This window comes from Flavobacterium sp., from assembly GCF_043780635.1.
In the GTDB taxonomy this organism is placed as follows: Bacteria; Bacteroidota; Bacteroidia; order Flavobacteriales; family Flavobacteriaceae; genus Flavobacterium.
In genome coordinates this window covers 1-17,435 of the sequence record NZ_JAYWCK010000022.1, presented here as the reverse complement: position 1 = coordinate 17,435, position 17,435 = coordinate 1, and the positions used below count along the sequence as shown (strand labels likewise).

Below are 17,435 nucleotides of genomic sequence, written 5' to 3'. Positions count from 1 at the left end.
GAAAGTATTGGAAAATTTGGTAAAGACACCGACAATTGGGAATGGCCACGTCACACAGGAGATTTTTCTATGTTTAGAGTTTATGCTGATAAAGACGGTAATCCAGCTGAATATTCAAAAGAAAATGTGCCTTTGAAACCAAAATATTATTTACCAATAAGCTTGAAAGGTGTTCAAGAGAATGATTTTGCAATGATATTGGGTTATCCGGGTAGAACTAATCGATGGATGCCAGCAAGCGGAATTGAACAAAACATCAAATTTGCCTATCCTGCTTGGGTTGAAGGTGCCAAAACCGGAATGGACAGAATGAAAGTGTATATGGATAAAGATGCTACAGTCCGTTTGCAATATGCGTCAAAGTATGCTTCGACAGCTAATTATTGGAAAAATCGTCAAGGAATGATAGATGCATTGACTAAATCCGGAACGGTTAAAACTAAAACTAGTGAGGAAACCAAGTTCAATGAGTGGGCAAACAAATCCGAAAACAAAACTAAATATGGTAGTATAATTGCTATAATTAATAATTATTACGCAAAAACTAATTTGAAATCTTGTCATGATAATTACCTTTCTCAATTGATGAGAACTGCTTCTTATGGTCCTTCGCCTGCGATTCTGGGAAATGCACTTATAGCTTATTTTAAGGAAAATGAAGCTAAAAGAGCGGAGATGCTTCCAAAATTAAACGGATTAATTGAGAATGTATATGGAAAATTTTATGCTCCTTTAGAGAAAGATGTCTTTATTGCTCAATTAAATCTATATGCATCTAAAGGTTCAGAATATGGTCTTTCTCCATTAGTATTAAAATTGAAAGAAGGGAATAATGGAGATTTTACCACTGTTGTAGCTGATGCAGTTTCCAAAAGTATTTTTGCATCTAAAGAAGGCGTTTTGGCTTTTATGAAGGATCCAAAACCAGAGCAGATTAGTGCTGATCCTTTGTATGCTATTTCAAATGAATTAGCCACAAAAATGAGAGCTAAATCAGAAGAGCAACTGCAATTAGATAATGATTTTGAGAAGGCCTACCGCAATTTAGTAGAGGGTTTGCGTGAGTCTAAAATAAATACAATCAAATATCCGGATGCTAATTCAACATTGAGATTGTCTTATGGTAAAGTAAATGCCTTGCCAGCTGACAAACGCAATGATGCAACTATTAATAATTATACTACAATGGCAGGAATGGTCAAAAAGTATAAAGCCGGAGACCAAGAATTTGATTTACCAGCTCGATTATTAGAGTTAAATAATGCAAAGGATTTTGGAAAATATGCTGACAAAGCGGGTTATATGCCGGTAAATTTCTTGACCGATAATGATATTACAGGAGGAAATTCCGGTTCACCGGTACTAAATGGAAAAGGGGAATTGATAGGAATTGCTTTTGATGGCAACATCGAAGGTATAGCTGGTGATGTTATTTTTGATAAAAAATTGCAAAGAACAATCAACGTAGATATTCGTTATGTACTTTGGATAATCGACAAATATGCAGGTGCAAAAAGCATTGTAGACGAAATGACGATTGAAAGCGAAAACTTAAATTAAAGTAAAAAACCCATCTCCTATTTTTTTTGAGATGGGTATTTTTTTATTTACTTATTCGTTTCATTATAAGTGTCAAACAAAAATTGCAAGGTTTCATTAATATTGTTGGCTTTCATCGTTGGATATTGTGTAGCAATATTCAACCAATTTTCTATAATTTCTTCAAAATTGTCGCCAACTTCATTAACAACTGGGACTCCCATTTTCTTCAATGCTGCAGCATTGCATTCTTGTTCGTAATGATCCCGAATAGGAATGCTGAGTATTTTTTTTCCAAGATATAAAGCTTCTGCGGGAGTTTCAAAGCCACCACCGGTAATAATGCCATGACAACTGATTAAACTTTCGTTGAATAATTTTTGATTTACTGGATAATAAGTAATGTTTCCAACAGTGTGTTTCATTTTAACATCTCCCAAAAACCAATGAAATTCTTGTTCGGAAAGTTTGTTAAATGCTTTTTCCAAACAGTCCTTTTGGAAAGAAGGCAAGTAAACAGTAATGTGTTTTAAATCTTTTGGTTCGGCTTGCATTATTTCATCTTTGATAATTGGAGGATAAATAAAGGAATCGTATTTTTCAAAATGCAATCCAATATGCTTTGGAGAAGGTGCATAATGTTTAAGAATCATTTCCCCTATAATGCTTCTTTTTTCAGGTCTTGGCGTAGCATCCGAAAAAAAACTGGCTTGATGTCCAAACTGCACCGATTGTACTTTTTGCAATTTACACGCCAGTGAAGTAATAGAGTCAAAATCATTTATGACCACATCATAATTTTTCAAAGGCAAGGATTTGGCATCTTTATACATCTGAATGGGTTGAATGTTTTTGGCAATATCCCAGTAATTTAATCCGCCACATTTGCTATAATGTAGGCTGCAACCGTCACTTTTAAATTTCACAGGCAAATCAATATTTAGGCTCGCATTGTTTCCACTCAAAAAGAAATCTACAGAACCAAATTTTTGTAAATAAGGATATAATTGAATGGCTCTACTTATATGCCCATTGCCTGTAGCTTGTATTGCGTAAAATATTTTCATTATTTTTTAAATTAATTGAAAGTTATTTTGTTGTTACAGTATTGTTTTAGGATAAAATTTTGGCAACAATGTCATTAATAATCATATCTTCTTTGTTTTCAGAGCTTAAATAATCAGATTTTTTATAATGGTAAATTTTCCACTTCTCTTTTTTGTATTCTAATGCTGTAAGGTTTTCAACCCAATCGCCACTATTCAAATACAATACTTTTCCATGTTCGTTTATAACTTCCTTCATTTGAGGTTTGTGAATATGACCACAAACAACATAACTGTATTTTTTTTGGATCGCAATTTCGGCAGCAGTAGTTTCAAAATTGGAAACAAATGAAACCGCTTTTTTTACACTGTCTTTAACCATTTTAGAAAAACTTCGTTTCTCTTTTCCAAGAGCAACTAAGATCCAATTGATGAAACTATTTATTAAAATCAATAAATCATATCCTTTTCCGCCTAGCTTTGCCAATATTTTTGCGTATCCTTTTGTAGAGGAGTCAAAAACATCACCATGAAAAATCCATGTTTTTTTTCCATCCAAATCCAAGACTAATTTGTCTACCAGTTCTAAGTTTCCTAAAATGAAATCTGAATATTTTCTTAGTGCTTCATCATGATTTCCTGTAATGTATATAACACGTGTTCCTAAATTCGACATTTTAATAATGTATCTCAGAACCTCCATATGCGCTACTGGGAAATAGCGTTTGCTGAAACTCCACATATCAATAATATCACCGTTTAAAACCAAAGTCTTAGGTTGGATTGACTTTAAATATTGTAATAATTCCTTAGCCTGGCAGCCGTAAGTCCCAAGATGAACGTCACTAATTACTACTAAGGGGATTTTTCGTTTTCGTTTCATATTTTGTTTTTACAAAACTAATGGCACTATGTTATGGCAATGTTTCTTTTGTATTATTATTTGGTTTGTTTTAACCTAAAATTCTGTCTTTCCTTTTATAAATTTCCTTATTTTTGAAAAATGAAAAAAATAACATTCCTATTTTTACTATTACCTATACTCATTTTTGCTCAAGCCGATTTTGAAAAAGGGGAGAAATTATTCCGAGAAGGGAAATACGAACAAGCGCAAATTGTTTTTGAGAACTTCGTTAAAGAAAATCCTTCCAATTTAAAAGCAATTGAATATTTAGGAGACATTGCTGGTCATAATAAATCTTGGGATAAAGCCATTGTATATTATAAGAAGCTAAAGCAACTAAAACCCTCTGAAGCTAATTATTATTATAAATACGGAGGTGTTCTTGGAATGAAAGCCAAAGAAGCCAATAAATTCAAGGCTCTCGGAATGATTGGTGAAGTGAAAGAGTCATTCGAAAAAGCGATAACACTTAATCCAAAACATATCGAAGCGCGTTGGGCTTTGGTAATGATATACATTCAACTGCCAGGAATAGTGGGTGGAAGTGAATCAAAAGCGATAAAATATTCAAATGAATTATTAAAACTGTCGCCTGTTGACGGCTATTTATCCAGAGGTCAAATAGAAGAATATTTCGAAAGATATCCATCGGCAGAAACACAATATAAAAAAGCAATTGCGGCTGGAAGCACCAAAACAGGAGGGCAAATGCTAGCTAATTTGTATAAAAACAAAATGAATAAATCTGTAAAAAAGAATTAAAAATATGAGAACTCATTTTATAGCCATTGGCGGAAGTGCGATGCACAACTTGGCTTTGGCATTACATAACAAAGGTTATCAGGTTACGGGAAGTGACGATGCTATTTTTGAACCATCAAAAACTCGTTTGGATAAAAAAGGAATTTTACCTCCAGAATTGGGTTGGTTTCCTGAAAAAATTACTCTAGATATTGAAGCCATAATTCTCGGAATGCACGCTAAAGCTGATAATCCAGAGTTATTAAAAGCGCAAGAATTAGGACTTAAAATATATTCCTATCCCGAATTTTTATACGAACAATCCAAAAATAAAACCCGAGTGGTCATTGGTGGTTCACACGGAAAAACTACAATTACTTCGATGATTTTGCACGTAATGCACTTTCATAATATTGAAGTCGATTATATGGTTGGAGCACAATTAGAAGGTTTCGAAACGATGGTTCACCTTACCGAAGAAAATGATTTTATCGTACTCGAAGGTGATGAATATTTATCGTCACCAATAGATAGAAGACCAAAATTCCATTTGTATCAACCTAATATTGCCCTAATTTCTGGAATTGCTTGGGATCATATCAACGTTTTTCCAACCTATGATTTCTATGTAGAACAATTTGAAATTTTCATTGCCAAAATCACCAATGGCGGAATCTTAGTTTATAATGAAGAAGATTCAGAAGTGAAGCGCGTTGCCGAAGCCGCCACAAATCCAATTAGAAAAATACCGTATACAACTCCAAAATATGAAGTGAAAAATGGTGTTACTCTTCTTGAAACTCATGAAGGCGCAATGCCAATCGAGGTTTTTGGAGCGCATAACTTGAATAATTTGGCTGGAGCCAAATGGATTTGTCAGAATATGGGTGTTGATGAAGCCGATTTTTATGAAGCGATTGCCAGTTTTAAAGGTGCCTCCAAACGATTGGAAAAAATTGCAGAAAGCAAAACCAAAGTTGTTTACAAAGATTTCGCCCATTCGCCAAGCAAAGTATCTGCAACCACTAAAGCCGTGAAAGAACAATATCCAAATAGAACTTTGGTGGCTTGTCTGGAGTTACATACCTATAGCAGTTTGAATGCCGAATTTCTGAAAGAATATGAAGGGGCGTTAGAATTTGCTGATGTTGCCGTGGTTTTCTATTCACCAGATGCAGTAAAAATTAAGCAACTCGAAGAAGTAACCTACGACCAAATCGCGAAAGCCTTCAACAGAAAAGATTTGATTATTTATACCAATCCGGCAGCTTTTAAAGATTTTATATTCAAACAAAATTTCGAAAACTCTGCATTATTGTTAATGAGTTCTGGGAATTATGGCGGATTGAATTTCGATGAGGTTAAGGAGTTGATGAAATAAATTATAAATGGAACAAAATAATTTCCCCATAACAAATTGGTCCGAAGACGACAAACCACGCGAAAAACTAATGCTGAAAGGCAAAAGTGCTTTGAGTGATGCCGAATTGATAGCTATTTTGATTGGTTCTGGAAGCAGAAACGAATCGGCGGTGGGTTTGAGTAAAAGGATTTTGGCGAGTGTCGACAACAACTTAAATGCTTTGGGAAAATTGACCATTCAACAATTGATGAATTTCAAGGGAATAGGCGAGGCCAAAGCCATTTCGATTATTGCAGCAATGGAATTAGGAAGACGAAGAAGGGCAGAAGATGCGGTAGAATTAAAGAAAATTTCTTCCAGCAAAATGATTTTTGAGTTGATGCAACCTATTATTGGTGAATTGCCACACGAGGAGTTTTGGGTTTTGTATTTGAACAATTCGAATAAAGTACTTTCTAAATCTCAACAAGGAAAGGGAGGAATCACAGGAACTATTGTTGATGTGAGATTAGTTTTTAAAGCTGCTCTCGAATTGGGCGCAACTGGGCTGATACTATGCCACAATCATCCTTCGGGAACTTTGATTCCCAGTGATGCAGACAAACAAATTACAAGAAAGTTAAAAGAGGCAGGTCGAAACCTGGACATTAATGTGCTGGATCACATTATTATTACCGAAAATGGGTATTACAGTTTTAATGACGATGGAATTTTTTAAATATGAAAACAAGGAACACAAATATAACTGACGTCTTTTTTGATTTAGACCACACGCTTTGGGATTTCGAAAAGAACTCGGCTTTGGCATTTGAAACGGTTTTTAAAATGCAGGATATAGAAGTGGATATGGCTGAATTTCTCCATTTTTATGTGCCAATAAATAGAGCGTATTGGGAAAAATATAGAAAGGATGAAATTACTCAAAAAGAACTGCGTTATGGCAGACTGAAAGACACGTTTGATTTGATAAATTATACTGTTTCAGATGATTTAGTTGAATTATTGTCAGTAGAATACATTCATTATTTGCCAAAATACAATCATTTATTTGACGGAACAGTTGAAATTTTAGACTATTTGAAAACAAAATATAATTTGCACATTATAACAAATGGTTTTGCTGAAATTCAGGGAAATAAGATGAACAATTCGTATATTTCGCATTATTTTAAAACCATTACCAATTCGGAAATGGTGGGAGTAAAAAAACCCAATTCACTTATTTTTGATTATGCACTAGATTTGGCCAAAGCCAAAAAAGAAAATAGCATTATGATAGGAGATTGCATTGAGGCCGATGTTCAAGGTGCTTTAGATGCGGGTTTAGACGCCATTTTATTTACCGAAAGTACAGAGCAAGTTGCAGAAAACATCAAACAAGTTAACCATTTATTAGAACTTAAAAAATACTTATAATTATGAAAAAATATTTCCTGTTCCTGATTCTTTTTATTGCGAGCTACAGTTATTCGCAATCTGTTAATGATTACAAAGGAGTGATTATTCCAATGAAATATGACTTTCTAAAAACTGAAAATCAATACCGACTCCAGACTATTACTAAATTAGATTTGCAAAAAGCCGGTTTTCAGGCTTTTTATGCCACTGAAACAATTCCTGCAGAATTCACCGATAGATGCAGCCTCTTATATGTTGAAGTAAAAAAGGAAAATGCTTTTTTAGTGTCAAAACTTTATATTGTTTTAAAAGATTGTTATAGTGCTATTATTTTTCAGTCTGTTATTGGGAAAAGCAGAGAAAAAGAGTTCGAAACCGCCTATGTTGATGCATTAAACCAAGCATTTATTTCAGTTTATGCCTTGAATTATAAATACAATGGAAATACTAATTTTAGTCCAAAAACAGGAATTAATACACAATCAGTTCCTGTTGCTGTAACTCCAACTACATCGGCTCCTGTGATGGTAGCAGTTCCAGTTGTTGCGGTTTCAGTTGCAAAAAATGAACCTAAAATAACAGAAAGTACTAGCTCAAATACGCTTTATGCTCAACCCACGCCTTATGGTTATCAATTAATTGACAGCGAACCAAAAGTTGTGATGAAAGTTTATAAAACATCTAATCCTGCCAGTTTTATGGCAACAAAAGAAAGCCTTCAAGGAGTTTTGGTTTCTAAAGACAATCAGTGGTTTTTTGAATATTACCAAAACGATAAATTAATTTCAGAAAAAATTGACGTTAAATTCTAAAATAGAATTTAATATCCATATTTGTTTTTCCAACGGTTCTTTAAAAATTCACGGTTGCTATTCTCTCTAGAATTGTTTCCTGGATTATAAAGAACTGTTTCTTTTATGGCATCCGGAAGAAATTCCTGTTCGGCGAAGTTATTGGCAAAATCGTGTGAATATTTGTACTCGTCGCCATAACCCAATTCTTTCATCAACTTTGTTGGCGCATTGCGCAAATGAATAGGAACAGGTAAGTCGCCAGTTTGTTTAACTAATTGTTGGGCGGTTCCAATTGCCAAATAGGAAGCATTACTTTTGGGAGAAGTTGCCAAATAAATAGCGCATTGACTCAAAATAATTCTGCTTTCAGGATAACCAATGGTGGCAACAGCCTGAAAAGTATTGTTGGCCATAATGAAAGCCGTAGGATTGGCATTTCCAATATCTTCACTGGATAAAATGAGCATTCTTCTGGCGATAAATTTAACGTCTTCGCCTCCTTCAATCATTCTGGCCAACCAGTAAACTGCGCCATTTGGATCACTTCCCCGAATTGATTTTATAAATGCCGAAACGATGTCATAATGCTGTTCGCCACTTTTATCATACAAAACTGTGTTTTGTTGCACGAGTTCGAAAACTCTGTCATTTGTGATTTCAATTTCGTCTTCATCGGAAGCGTTTACGACTAATTCAAAAATATTTAATAGTTTACGTCCATCACCACCAGAAAGTCTCAACAGCGCTTCGGTTTCGGTTAATTTTATATTTTTAGTACCCAAAAAAGTATCAGTTTTCAGGGCTCGGTGCAATAAAGCCTCCAAATCATCTTTGGTAAACGCATTTAAAATATAAACTTGGCAACGTGACAATAGTGCAGGAATCACTTCAAAACTTGGGTTTTCGGTCGTAGCACCAATCAGCGTTATCCAACCTTTTTCGACTGCTGCTAATAAAGAATCTTGTTGTGATTTGCTGAAACGATGAATCTCGTCAATAAATAGAATTGGGTTTTTTGTGGTAAAAAGTCCACCACTTTGCTTGGCTTTTTCAATTACGTCACGAATGTCTTTCACGCCCGAGTTGATGGCACTCAAAATATAAAATGGTCGTTTCGATTCTTGGGCGATAATTTGTGCCAAAGTTGTTTTTCCGGTTCCTGGAGGTCCCCAGAAAATCAAGGATGGAATAATTCCTTTTGCGATTTGTTGCGTCAACGAGCCATTTGGCCCCACTAAATGGGATTGACTGATGTAATCTTCTAATTTTTGCGGACGTATGCGTTCTGCTAATGGTGCTTCCAAAGTGATTTTAGATTTTAGATTGAAGATTTGAGGAATCACAAATTTATGATATTGCAGTTACAAATGGTATGATATTCTTGCAAACTTATTCAGTCTATATTCTATCATCTATTTTCTATTCTCTTTTTTTTAAAATATGACAAAATAGCATTAAATTGCTTTTGGTTAAATTTTTGATTTGTATTTTCTGAAGCAGAACTTAAAATCCAACACCTAAAACGAAGAATGAACGACAATCATTTCAAATATACTAATTCGGTCATTGCACTTCCACTTTTTTTTGTGTTGTTCGTGTGGTTTGTTTATTGGTTGGAAATCCGATTTGATTTTGATTTTGTTGAAAATGGTATTTACCCAAGAACATTATCGGGTTTACAAGGCATTATTTTCAGTCCTTTCATCCACGCTGATATTGAACATTTGTATAATAATTCCATTCCGCTATTGATCTTATTAGCTGCGTTACAGTATTTTTACACCAGACAGTCTTTGGTGGTTATTAGTTATGGAATATTACTTTCAGGATTAATAACTTGGGTAATAGGTAGAGATAGTTACCATATTGGTGCCAGTAGTTTGATTTACGTTTTGGTCAGTTTTATCTTTTTCAAAGGAATTCAAACCAAATATTATCGATTAGTAGCCTTGTCATTAGCCGTAGTTGTGGTTTATGGAGGTTTAGTTTGGTATATTTTCCCGAAAGTAGAAGAAAAAATTTCTTGGGAAGGACATCTGGCTGGATTGATTACAGGTTTTGTCCTTTCGATAATTTACAAGACACCAGAATATACGAAAATTATCAAATACGATTGGGAACATCCAGATTTTGACCCTCAAGAAGATAAGTTTATGCAGCGATTTGATGAAAATGGGAACTTTGTCAACATTCCAATAGTTGAATTAGACGACGAATTTCCTCCCTATTTTTCCTCAAGTTCCTTAGTAGATTATACTATAGTTAAAAACGAAGAAAATGAATCAAAATCAGAATCTTGATTCATTTTTTATTATACTTTCTGACATCTGCAACCTGTAATCTGCAATCTAAAATTAACTTCTCTGTCTAACCGCTTCATATAAAAAAGCACCACAAGCTACAGAAACATTTAGCGAACCAATTGTCCCGAACATTGGAAGTTTTGCTTTTTCATCTACAATTTTAAGAACAGAAGGATTGATTCCTCTATCTTCTGAACCCATAATGATGGCAACACCTTCTTTTAAATCAACATCATAAATATTTTGATCGGTTTTTTCTGTCGCAGCAACGGTTTTTATTCCTGAACCTTGAAGATAGAAAATGGCATCTTTGATGTGTTCCACTTTGCAAATAGGCACATTAAAAACAGCGCCAGCCGAAGTTTTTACGGTGTCACCATTTACTGGAGCTGAACCTGCTTTTTGAACAATAATTCCGTTTACACCTGTACATTCTGCAGTTCTGATAATAGCTCCAAAATTTCTTGCATCCGATATCTGATCCAGAATTAAAAACAAAGGTACTTTCCCGGATTCTACAGTGGCATCTACTAAATGTTCTAAGTCAATAAACCCGATTGGTGAAATAGAAGCTACGGCACCTTGATGATTATTCGGAGTTAATCGATTCAGTTTTTCGATAGGTACATAAGAAAAATTGACATTGGCACGCTTCATTACTTTCATTAAGTCCTTCATCAATTCGCCAGATATTTCTTTTTGTATAAATACTTTATCCACTTCTTTTCCTGCTTGTATTGCCTCAATTATTGCTCGTATCCCGAATATTAGATGTTCTTTTTCCATTTTGCAAAGATATGGAAACTAAATTATCTTTTAAGAAAGTTTTTTTTTGACTATTAATAGTAAATGGTCAAAAAATGAAAAATATAAGAACTATTAATTTTATTTTTTTACGGGGATAATAAATGGGTTATAAAAGATTTAGTTTTTATCATTATTTATAACTCTCATTTGGGTATTTTTAAATAAAATATTTTATATTTAATAAAATAATAAAACTAACGGGAGAGTTATGAAATTTAGAGCCCAATTCATTATCATTCTACTTATACTGTCAACTTCTTCTTTTGCTCAAAAAGAAGCGGCTTTTTGGTACTTTGGAAATAATGCAGGACTTGATTTCAATTCAGGAAGTCCTGTCACATTAACAAATGGCAAATTAGTTACCAAAGAAGGATGCACCACTATTTCTGATAAAGACGGTAATTTACTTTTTTATACTGATGGTACTATAGTTTACAATAAAAATCATCAAATTATGCCTAATGGCTCAGGATTGCTTGGACATAATTCAAGTACACAGTCGGCGATAATTGTCCCAAAACCAAACAATCCATATATTTATTATATTTTTACAGTTGACCAACCACTTCCGGCAAATGCCGATAACGATCCATTAAATGACTTAGATCCTCCAAATAATGGGTTAAATTATTCCCAAGTTGACATCCGATTAAATAATGGTCTTGGAGACATCGTGATTGCTGAAAAGAATGTTTCACTTGTCACTTATAACCCAAACGATAGCGAAGAAGTTAAATACAAATGTTCTGAAAAGATTACGGCTGTTCAACACGGAGATGGCGTTTCGTTTTGGGTAATTACACATTTTATAAATAATTTTTATGCTTTTAAAATAAGCACACAAGGTGTCAACAAAAGTCCTGTTAAGACCCCAACCCCGCTAAATATTCCTATAGGTGGATATCTTGCCAATGCAATTGGATACTTAAAAGCATCTCCAAACGGTAAAAAAGTAGTTATAGCAAACAATGCATCAAGGCGAACAAATGAAAATGGACCGAAAGGCAATCCTATTAGAAATACTGGTAATGTGATGCTATATGATTTCGATTCGAGTACAGGAAAAACAAGCAATGAAATCATGTTGTTGAGTAATTCAAATCCGTATGGCGTAGAATTTTCGTCCAAAACAAAAAAGATATATGTAACGGTAAATCAATTTAATGCAGATGGTGAGACAATTTTAGAAAGTTCATTAATTCAATTTGATCTAAAAAGCGCAAATATAATAAACTCAAAAACTATTGTAAATACATCGCCTCTTATAGCAGGAGCTTTACAATTGGCCATTGATGAAAAGATTTACCGCGCAGGATATGTTGCAACTGATTTCATACGCAATAAAATATCAGTAATCAATAATCCAGAATTAGATGGGACTAGTTGCAATTATATGCCTAATGCCATTGATTTGAAAACAGGTAGTTCAGAACAAGGCTTACCACCATTTATCACCTCACTATTTCTTTATACTTTTAGTTACGAGTTTAATTGTTTAGGGCAAGCCACCCATTTTTTTATTAATTCTGTCGAAACAATCGATTCAGTTGTTTGGGATTTTGGCGATGGAACTACATCGACAGATAAAGAAGCATATCATACTTACCTTGCGTCAGGCGATTATAAAGTGACCTTGATAAAAACGGTGAATGGTGAAAACAGAGAACCTGTAGAAAAAACCATTACGATATATGAAACACCTAAAATATTGTCAACACCGTATAAGTTAATACAATGCGACACACAAGATGCTTTTCCTACAGACGGCTTGTCAATATTTAATTTGTCTCTTGCCAATGAACCCTTATGTTTAGGGCAAAAAGATTTTGACGTTAATTATTATCATAGCATTGCCGAAGTGGAAAATGACACTGAAAATATTCAATCTATTCCTGTCATTTATGAAAATAGTATTCCGGATGAAACTGTTTATGCAAAAGTATTTCAACCAAACTCTTCTTGCTACAGCATAGGAAAGATTGTTTTACACGCTAATAAAAATAATATGATACTACCTAAACCTTACCATGAATGTGATTTAGGCGACGGAATGGGTTTGTTTGATTTAGATCAAAAGAAAATAACAATAAAAACTGAATTGAGTTTACCGTCAGATGTCATCTTGTTTTTCTATTCAAATGAAAACGATGCAGCACTAGGCACAAACGAAATCAAAGGTCAATATAAATCCTATCCCAAAACATTGTTTATCCGCGCCGAAAATAGCGAAGGCTGTTATGGAACCGGTCAATTTGATTTAGTAGTGGAACCAACTCCAAAAATCAATCCTTTAGAAAACAAGATACTTTGCGAGGGAATTACAAGCCCTTCTGTGGTATTAGATGCAGGAATTTTAGCTCCAGCAGTATCTGGCGATTTTACCTATTTATGGTCAACAAACGAGACAACTCCATCTATATCTGTCCATAAAGAAGGAGAATATAATGTTATTGTAAAGAATAAATATGGTTGTACTGCCACACACAAATCTATTGTAAGTCTGTCCTATTTAGCAAAAATAAATAACATTATTATTAAAGATTTACAAACTGAAAACCTGGTAATAGTAGATGTTACGAATCCAAGTAGCTATCAATATATGATTAGATATGAAAACGGCTTGACAACTCCATTTCAAAGTTCTCCTATTTTCGAAAATGTGCCAGGTGGTTTTCATGAGTTGATAATTGAAAATATGAATGGTTGTGGTCAAATCCCGAGAAATATTGCTGTACTCGATGCTCCAAAATTCTTTACTCCAAATAGCGATGGAATCAACGATTATTGGAACTTAAAAGGAATTAATTCTAGTTTTTATAAAAACACAATCATTTATATTTTTGACAGATACGCAAAACTTCTCAAGCAAGTATCACCTTCTGGTAGAGGTTGGGACGGCACTTTTAACGGAATTTCCTTGCCTTCAGATGATTATTGGTTTACTGTAAAATTAGAAGACGGTAGAGAAGCAAAAGGTCATTTTAGTTTAAAACGATAAGTTTAAAAAAAACACTAACTCCTTTTAAATTTTTATGATAATAGAAAATCTTATAACATAAACATTTTAAGTAAATTACTACTTTAATTTTTTTTAATTTATTAATTTTAAAAAGTTACAAGATTCTTTCTGTGTTAAATGTTTTAATATTTGATAATTATTTTAAAAAATGTTTTAAGTTTATGTAAAAATATATATGAATATGAAAAGAACTATACTTTTATTTGCTTTGTTACTTTGTTTGACTGGATTCTCCCAAACTAATAAGCAGAAGATTCAATCCCGCCTGAATACTGATATGACAAAGTTTGGATTGACAAGCAAAGATGTTTCTGACTGGATTGTAGAAAGCGAAGTTACTTCTGCAGGAACCAAAATCACCAATTTTTATATCGTTCAAAGATATCAGGGAATTGAAATTTTTAATGCTCAATCTAACATTTCAATGAAAAACGGAAATGTTATTAATATTGGCAACAATTTTGTGAAAAACATAGATAAGAAGGTAAATGCTATTGCTCCTAGTTTATCAGTTCTGGAAGCTATTGCTAGTGCTTATTCTCGTCTTGGAATAACTGCTTCCGCCAAATTTTCTATTGTTGAAACAATAAATGATAAATCGTTTAGATTAAATGATGGAATTCAGGAAGATTTTATTAACGCTAAATTAGTCTACCAACCTACAAAAGATAATAAATTAATATTAGCCTGGGCATATGAGTTTTATTCGCCTGATCGGAAACATCTTTGGAGTATAAGAATAGATGCACTTAATGGAGTTGTATTAGAAAAACATGATTTGGTGGTTAGTTGTAATTTTGGAAAACCAAACCAAAATAATTATCCGTCTAATTATCCTTTTAAATTTAAAGAAGATTTTATTTCAAACACTGTTGTTTCGCCAGTTCAGGTTAATGCGGGTTCTTATACTGTAATTCCTTTTAATTACGAAAGTCCAAATCATAGTCCATTTCAGGTTATAGCCTCACCGAGTAATGTTACAGCATCTCCTAATGGATGGCATAATATCAGTAATACAATAGGCTCAGGCACAACAATTACAATTACTCGAGGTAATAATGTTTATGCACAAGAAGATGCTAATGGAGATGATTTATTAGGAACTCAACCCAGTGGAGGAGCTTCTTTGGACTTTAATTTCTTTTATCCTGGGCAAACAGCTCAGCCCACAACGTATACTTCTGCTGCTACAACAAATTTGTTTTATATGGTAAACATTATACACGATGTTTGGTATCAATATGGATTTGATGAAGCTAGTGGAAATTTCCAATATTCTAATTATGGAAAAGGAGGCACACCTGGAAAAGATTATGTGATAGCGGACTCTCAGGATGGTTATTTGCAGGCCACTCCAACATTAAACAACGCCAATTTTTCTACTCCAGCTGATGGATCTAGCCCAAGGGTACAGATGTACTTATGGACTTATGGTGCACCTCCCACGAATTATATAACTGTAAATTCACCAGCTTCAATCGCAGGACCAAAAGTAGCAACAACAAATGTTTTTGAAGGAACTGACCAAATTCCGGTTCCAGCTTCTCCAAACGGTATTACTTCGAATTTAGTTTTGTACAAAAACAATCCAACACCTCCAGGATATAATTCAGCATGTCAAGTTCCTACAAACGCAGCTGCCCTTGCTGGAAAAATAGCCTTAATAAAAAGGGGAGGTTGTAATTTTAATTTAAAAGTTAAAAACGCTCAGGATGCAGGAGCCATTGGTGTTATTATGATGGATAGTATTCCTAACAATCCATCAAGGTTATCTATGAGTTCCACAGGAATTTTAGGAATAACGATTCCAGCGGTATTTGTAACCAAAGAAATAGGGGATGCATTTATAGCTGAAATGGCAAATGGCCCTGTAAATGTTAAATTAGAAACTCCACAAGGGTTGTATTTATACGCTGATGGCGATTTTGATAATGGAATTATTGCACACGAATATGCCCATGGAATTTCCAGTAGATTAACTGGTGGACGAACTAATCCAAACTGTTTAACTTCTCCAGAGCAGATGGGAGAAGGATGGTCAGATTGGGTTGCATTAATGATGCAAATTAAAACTGGGGATGTTGGTGAGACCGCAAAAGGAATTGGTACTTATGCTATCAATCAACCAACAACTGGTGGTGGAATAAGGAGTCATCCGTATTCTACCAATATGACTATTAATCCTTTAACTTTTGCGGATACAAATGGGAAAACCTTTATTGATCCTGTTGATAGCGTTGAAAAAGTAGAGCCTCACGATACTGGAGAAGTATGGGCTGCCACTTTATGGGATTTAACTTGGGCATATATCGGTAAATATGGTTTTAGTTCTAATATATATACCGGAACAGGAGGAAATAATAAAGTTATGCGGCTCGTTATTGATGCGATGAAGTTACAACCTTGTAATCCTTCCTATATTCAGGCTAGAGATGCTATCATTTCTGCAGATCAGGCCACAACTGGCGGTCAGGATTATTGCATGATTTGGAAAGTTTTTGCTCGGAGAGGACTGGGTGTAAATGCTTCCTCAGGTGATAACAGCGGCGGTGCTACAAATATTGCCGGAATTAGCGATCAAGTACAAGATTTTACAGAGCCAGCTGCTGGCGCTAACTGTACATTAGCTGTGAATCAATTTAATAATGACGATAAGATTAATATTTATCCTAATCCCTCACCAAAAGGGCAAATTTATATTCATACCAATGATTTTGTTGGTAAACTAAACATTCAAATAGTTGATCTAAACGGGAGAATAGTTTATAAATCAGCTGATACAGATTTTAATTCTGATTCATCAGGAGATAAGTCAATCAGCTTAAATCATTTGCAAAAAGGAATGTATATTATTAAAGTGAGTAATGAAACCATTAATTTTACAGAAAAATTATTTATTAAGTAATTTAATTCGGTTAAATGATAATATTGTCCTAATGGCTATTTGTTAATACAAATGCCAATAGGACATTTAATTTTCAGGCATTCTATAGTGTCTTTTGAGTTAATTTATGGGAGTGTTAAATTATGGGAATGCAATTTTCATTCTTTTTCTATGAACGAATTATGTTTTCCTTATAATTTTCTATAAAATAAAGATTAGCAGCACATCTCATTTTAAATGTATTTGTGTGTTTCTATTACTTAGCTTTTCGACTTAGGTGGACTAGAAAGCTACATTTAGTGTAGTATCTTCGCTTGTTATGAAGTTTGTTGAGATTCCTTCAGAGTTGGAATTGACAAGTAATGATTTTTTTTGACAGGAAAACAATAACTAAAATTGTATAAGAAGATCTTAGTAATTGTTATTTTATTGCAACAATGAATATTTTAAAATTTTCTTCTACACGATTTTATTTCTGCCTTACTAATTTACAATATTTATGTCCTGATTGATTCCAAAAAAAAACCACCAGCTTGCGCGAGGGCACTGAAAAACATTGCTTATTTTGATTAGCGTTGTTTTCAGACAATAAAAAAGTACTTGTAACAGGATTTTAAAATCCTGTTACAAGCACTTT

Annotated in this window: 13 protein-coding genes; 9 read left to right on the top strand and 4 right to left on the bottom strand. The window is 33.8% G+C overall.

All coding sequences use genetic code 11. The features are described 5' to 3' along the window. On the top strand, positions 1-1,560 hold a 1,560-nt coding region (locus ACH2BV_RS01635; RefSeq protein WP_395048812.1), incomplete at its 5' end, for a S46 family peptidase. Between the two features lie 47 nt (positions 1,561-1,607). Here the strand turns inward: ACH2BV_RS01635 and ACH2BV_RS01630 are convergent. Together ACH2BV_RS01630 and ACH2BV_RS01625 are read right to left on the bottom strand one after the other, a co-directional pair. Beyond that, complete coding sequence (locus ACH2BV_RS01630) at positions 1,608-2,606, bottom strand: glycosyltransferase family protein (RefSeq protein WP_395048810.1); 999 nt, start codon at positions 2,604-2,606, stop codon at positions 1,608-1,610. A 46-nt stretch (positions 2,607-2,652) separates the two neighbouring features. Further along, entirely contained in the window at positions 2,653-3,468 is an 816-nt protein-coding gene (locus ACH2BV_RS01625) for a UDP-2,3-diacylglucosamine diphosphatase (RefSeq protein WP_395048808.1), read from the bottom strand. A 120-nt stretch (positions 3,469-3,588) separates the two neighbouring features. Here ACH2BV_RS01625 and ACH2BV_RS01620 point away from each other — a divergent pair, with 120 nt between their 5' ends. The 5 genes from ACH2BV_RS01620 to ACH2BV_RS01600 are packed head-to-tail and all read left to right on the top strand — an operon-like array spanning position 3,589 to position 7,803. Next, positions 3,589-4,251 carry a tetratricopeptide repeat protein gene (locus ACH2BV_RS01620; protein ID WP_395048807.1) on the top strand — a complete coding sequence of 221 codons (663 nt, stop codon included), beginning with the start codon at positions 3,589-3,591 and terminating at the stop codon, positions 4,249-4,251. Between the two features lie 4 nt (positions 4,252-4,255). After that, a complete protein-coding gene (gene murC / locus ACH2BV_RS01615) occupies positions 4,256-5,611 on the top strand; it encodes a UDP-N-acetylmuramate--L-alanine ligase (protein WP_395048806.1) in 1,356 nt (451 codons plus the stop codon). A gap of 7 nt (positions 5,612-5,618) precedes the next feature. After that, on the top strand, positions 5,619-6,311 hold the full coding sequence (gene radC / locus ACH2BV_RS01610) for a DNA repair protein RadC (protein ID WP_395048805.1): 693 nt from the start codon (positions 5,619-5,621) through the stop codon (positions 6,309-6,311). 2 nt (positions 6,312-6,313) lie between these two features. Further along, the gene (locus tag ACH2BV_RS01605; RefSeq protein ID WP_395048803.1) at positions 6,314-7,009 is read left to right on the top strand and encodes a YjjG family noncanonical pyrimidine nucleotidase; all 696 of its coding nucleotides are present in this window, start codon (positions 6,314-6,316) and stop codon (positions 7,007-7,009) included. Between the two features lie 2 nt (positions 7,010-7,011). Then, positions 7,012-7,803 carry a hypothetical protein gene (locus ACH2BV_RS01600; protein WP_395048802.1) on the top strand — a complete coding sequence of 264 codons (792 nt, stop codon included), beginning with the start codon at positions 7,012-7,014 and terminating at the stop codon, positions 7,801-7,803. An 8-nt stretch (positions 7,804-7,811) separates the two neighbouring features. On the opposite strand, the gene ACH2BV_RS01595 is transcribed toward ACH2BV_RS01600, so the two are convergent. Beyond that, complete coding sequence (locus ACH2BV_RS01595) at positions 7,812-9,089, bottom strand: replication-associated recombination protein A (RefSeq protein WP_395048813.1); 1,278 nt, start codon at positions 9,087-9,089, stop codon at positions 7,812-7,814. Positions 9,090-9,314: 225 nt separating this feature from the next. Between ACH2BV_RS01595 and ACH2BV_RS01590 the strand changes: the two genes are divergently transcribed. Then, complete coding sequence (locus ACH2BV_RS01590) at positions 9,315-10,085, top strand: rhomboid family intramembrane serine protease (protein WP_395048801.1); 771 nt, start codon at positions 9,315-9,317, stop codon at positions 10,083-10,085. A 54-nt stretch (positions 10,086-10,139) separates the two neighbouring features. On the opposite strand, the gene rlmB is transcribed toward ACH2BV_RS01590, so the two are convergent. Continuing rightward, entirely contained in the window at positions 10,140-10,874 is a 735-nt protein-coding gene (gene rlmB / locus ACH2BV_RS01585; protein ID WP_395048799.1) for a 23S rRNA (guanosine(2251)-2'-O)-methyltransferase RlmB, read from the bottom strand. Between the two features lie 229 nt (positions 10,875-11,103). On the opposite strand from rlmB, the gene ACH2BV_RS01580 reads away from it, so the two are divergent. Together ACH2BV_RS01580 and ACH2BV_RS01575 are read left to right on the top strand one after the other, a co-directional pair. Next, complete coding sequence (locus tag ACH2BV_RS01580) at positions 11,104-13,893, top strand: T9SS type B sorting domain-containing protein (protein ID WP_395048798.1); 2,790 nt, start codon at positions 11,104-11,106, stop codon at positions 13,891-13,893. A gap of 202 nt (positions 13,894-14,095) precedes the next feature. After that, a complete protein-coding gene (locus tag ACH2BV_RS01575; protein ID WP_395048796.1) occupies positions 14,096-16,819 on the top strand; it encodes a T9SS-dependent M36 family metallopeptidase in 2,724 nt (907 codons plus the stop codon). Positions 16,820-17,435: the final 616 nt, after the last annotated feature.

What these genes read in the sequence shown, in the direction of transcription:
- ACH2BV_RS01580 (WP_395048798.1), top strand. Translation starts at nt 11,104, where the DNA reads ATGAAATTTAGAGCCCAATTCATTATCATTCTACTTATACTGTCAACT.
- ACH2BV_RS01590 (WP_395048801.1), top strand. Translation starts at nt 9,315, where the DNA reads ATGAACGACAATCATTTCAAATATACTAATTCGGTCATTGCACTTCCA.
- ACH2BV_RS01575 (WP_395048796.1), top strand. Translation starts at nt 14,096, where the DNA reads ATGAAAAGAACTATACTTTTATTTGCTTTGTTACTTTGTTTGACTGGA.
- ACH2BV_RS01630 (WP_395048810.1), bottom strand. Translation starts at nt 2,606, where the DNA reads ATGAAAATATTTTACGCAATACAAGCTACAGGCAATGGGCATATAAGT.
- ACH2BV_RS01600 (WP_395048802.1), top strand. Translation starts at nt 7,012, where the DNA reads ATGAAAAAATATTTCCTGTTCCTGATTCTTTTTATTGCGAGCTACAGT.
- murC (WP_395048806.1), top strand. Translation starts at nt 4,256, where the DNA reads ATGAGAACTCATTTTATAGCCATTGGCGGAAGTGCGATGCACAACTTG.
- radC (WP_395048805.1), top strand. Translation starts at nt 5,619, where the DNA reads ATGGAACAAAATAATTTCCCCATAACAAATTGGTCCGAAGACGACAAA.
- ACH2BV_RS01620 (WP_395048807.1), top strand. Translation starts at nt 3,589, where the DNA reads ATGAAAAAAATAACATTCCTATTTTTACTATTACCTATACTCATTTTT.
- ACH2BV_RS01605 (WP_395048803.1), top strand. Translation starts at nt 6,314, where the DNA reads ATGAAAACAAGGAACACAAATATAACTGACGTCTTTTTTGATTTAGAC.
- ACH2BV_RS01625 (WP_395048808.1), bottom strand. Translation starts at nt 3,468, where the DNA reads ATGAAACGAAAACGAAAAATCCCCTTAGTAGTAATTAGTGACGTTCAT.
- rlmB (WP_395048799.1), bottom strand. Translation starts at nt 10,874, where the DNA reads ATGGAAAAAGAACATCTAATATTCGGGATACGAGCAATAATTGAGGCA.